We start from the raw sequence: 3,140 nt of genomic DNA, 5'->3' as shown, positions 1-3,140 counted from the left end.
AGGCGGACGGAACGATGGAGACGCTTTCGGAGCCGTGGATCCGGTGGAACGGGGCGGCCTCCCGGTGGGAGATCACCGCGTTCCGCAAGGACTCCCACCAGGTCGAGGCCGGGGATGAAATCGTGGCGCCGAAGAGGCCGTCGGAACCGATCGGGAAGAAGAACCTCATGAAGATACGCGGGCTGCTCCTGGAAGTCGACCGGACCACCGGGGCCTTCCTGGAGCTTCCGTGACCCGGAACCCCCGCGCAACTCTCTTCCGGACCGTCGCATCGTCTCTTCTCCGCACCGCGGTTTTTCTTCTCCCTGCGTCCATCGCATCCGCGGACGATTTCCCCTTCACCTACCCGTCCAACACGGGCCTTACGGGACTCATGGAGACGCCGACGGCCCGGGTGATGCAGGAGAACCGGTACCGGATCGGGGCGAGCTTCGTCGACCCGTACCGGATATATTACGGGACGATCGGGCTTTTCCCCCGGCTCTAGGTGAACGGCCGGATCACGGAGGTCCGCGGCGTCCCGGGGTTCAACGATTTCGGCGCGTACGGTGACTATAAGGACAAGGCGTTCGACGCCAAGATCCAGATCCTTCGCGAGGGGAAGTACACGCCGGCAGTCGCCGTGGCGGTCATGGACCACCAGGGCACGCGGATCTACTCCTCCCAGGCCGTCATCGCCAGCAAGCAACTCTTCCCCTTCGACTTTACCTTGGGATGGGGAAACGGCCGGCTGGGCAAAAGGCCCCTTTCCTCCACGGGGGAGTCGTTCGGCCTCGAGCTGTTCACCGACCCAAGGCAATGGCTGCGCGACGCCAAGGCGTTCGGGGGGATCCAGTTCTCCCCTTCCGAAAGATTCTCCCTCATGGCGGAATACAGCCCGATCGACTACCACCGGCAGACGACCGACCCGGCGCAACCGCGGTACTTCACCGAGCAGGTCCCCTCGCGTTTCAATTTCGGCCTCCGGGCGAAGCCGACACGCTGGTCGGAGATCGACGTGACCTACCAGCGGGGGAACCGGCTGGGGGTGAACTTCTCGGTGGCGTTCGACATCGGCAGGCCGATGATCCCGATCTACGATTCCCCCTACCGGGAGGGGGCCGAACATCGGTCCGACCCCCTTTCGGACCGGATCGCGGCCAGCCTTGCCGCATCCGGCTTCTCCGACATCGGGGTCAACTCCGACGGGATCACGCTGCAGATCCGGGCGCAGAACGACCGGTACTTCTTCACGCCGAGGGCGGTCGAGGTCATTCTCGAGGTCGTGGCCCCGCGGATCCCCGACACCGTCGACTACCTCCACATCCAGATGACGGAGAACGGGATCCCTGTCGTCGATTTCGTCACGACCCGGACCGGGCTCGCGATGCTCTCCTCGGGCGAGATCGGGCGGGACCGGTTCTTCGAGCTGTCGACGTTTAGGACGGACGAGGACCGCCCCTACGTCGAAAAGACCGTGCACCGGCGATGGCTCGACTACGAGGTGAAACCGGTCCTCGAGACGTTCCTCAACGACCCTTCCGGGTTCTTCAAGTACCGGTTCGGCCTCACCGGCCGTGTCAGCGCGCATCCGTGGAAGGGAGGGTCGCTCGTCGTCGGGGCGGAAGGGTATCCGCTGAACACCGTGTCCACGTCGAACACGCCGCTTTCCATCCCGGTGCGAAGCGACATCGTGGAGTACAAGAAGGAGGACGTTGCGCTGGGCAGGCTTCTGTTCGAGCAGATCCACAAGACGCCGTCGCCGCTTCTGTACGGGAGGGTCGCCGCGGGGCTTCTCGAGGTCGAGTACGCCGGCGTGGACGCGGAGATTGCCCTGCCGATCCTTAACGGCCGGTTCCTGGCGGGGATCGGCGGCAGCGCAGTGAGAAAACGGGAGCCCGGCAACCCCTTCGGGCTGATTTCGGGGAAGGATTACTACACCGGGTTCGCGAACGGGCGGCTCAACATCCCGGAGGCCGATCTCTGGATCGACGTGAAGGCGGGCAGGTTCCTGGCGGGGGACGAAGGGGGGAGGATGACGGTGTCCAAGTCGGTCAACGGCGTGGTCCTGTCGGCCTGGTACAGCGTGACCGACACCTCGAAGTTCACCGATCCGTTCAACCGGGGGTACCATGACAAGGGAATTTCCGTCGAGATCCCCATTCGGCTCTTCCTGGGCAGGGATTCGAGGACCACTTACCGGTACGCCCTGTCGCCGTGGACGCGAGACGTCGGACAGGACGTCGATCATTACCGCACCCTGTTCGACACCATCGGCAGGAACGCGGGGATCTGGCTGGACAAAGAACGGAAAGATATTTTTCTCATCGGCCGAAAATAAGATAGAACTGGCGATGAATCGCACTCAAGCGAGGCGGTGAACATGACCATGACCCTGAAAAAGATCCTTTCGGTCCTCTGCGCTGCCGCATTCCTTTCCTCCGCCCCGATCCCGGTCCGGACCGCCGTCGTGGCGGAAGACTGGCCCGTGTGGCCGAGAAAGCCTGGGGTGGCCCCTCCCGCGGCGCCTGCGCCTGCGCCGGGAGAGGAGCAAAAGAAGGAGGCCGCGGCCGTTCTGGACACGGGGAATGAGTCCGGGAAGAAGGTCGCCGCCGGCACGTCCACGGGTACCATCGGGTTGTATGCCCTCGGAGGCGCGTTGTTGATCGGGGGCGGCATCGCAATCTTCAGCGGAGGGGGCTCCACGTCGAACCACTGATCCGCCCTCCGTCCCGCGTGAAAGTCGCTAATTGACCCGGGGCAGATCGACGGTAAATCGCGTCCCTCTTCGTGTCTTTCTTGCGATGCTCTGCGTTTTTCTGTCCGCTACCTTTCTTTCCGCCTGCCGCGCCCACACCACCGTTCCCGACCAGGCAACGGTCAAGGTCCTCCTCTTCTCCGTCGAATCGACATTCGTCGCGATGAAGAACCGGGACTACCCCGGGATCTGGACGCGCCTTTCCTCGGCATCCCGGAACACGATCGTGGAGGACACCCGCAAGGCGATCGCCCGCGGCGGGGGCGAGGCGCCGAAGGACCGGATCGAGCAGGATTTCCGGGAAGGCGGGCCCGTCGCCCGGACCTACTGGGACGGATTCCTGCGGCGGTTCGATCCCGATGCCGCGCTATCGAAGAGCCGCTGGGAGATGGGGGAGGCGAGC

The 3,140-nt window shown here is 64.3% G+C and carries 3 protein-coding genes and 1 pseudogene; all 4 read left to right on the top strand.

Annotated features, from left to right (window positions below):
- Positions 1 to 233, top strand: a 233-nt coding sequence (locus VJ307_08310; GenBank protein HJX74143.1) for a hypothetical protein, incomplete at its 5' end; no start/stop codon positions are given.
- Positions 230 to 2,320, top strand: a pseudogene (locus VJ307_08305) (YjbH domain-containing protein). The gene VJ307_08310 and the pseudogene VJ307_08305, both read left to right, overlap by 4 nt.
- 36 nt (positions 2,321 to 2,356) lie before the next feature.
- The gene (locus VJ307_08300; protein HJX74142.1) at positions 2,357 to 2,698 is read left to right on the top strand and encodes a hypothetical protein; all 342 of its coding nucleotides are present in this window, start codon (positions 2,357 to 2,359) and stop codon (positions 2,696 to 2,698) included.
- Positions 2,699 to 2,783: 85 nt separating this feature from the next.
- The coding region (locus VJ307_08295) for a hypothetical protein (GenBank protein HJX74141.1) at positions 2,784 to 3,140 on the top strand (357 nt) is incomplete at its 3' end.

This window comes from Candidatus Deferrimicrobiaceae bacterium (genome assembly GCA_035256765.1).
GTDB lineage: Bacteria > Desulfobacterota > Deferrimicrobia > Deferrimicrobiales > Deferrimicrobiaceae > CSP1-8.
Note: the sequence above shows the minus strand (reverse complement) of the source record. Positions and strands in the feature narration are given on the sequence as shown.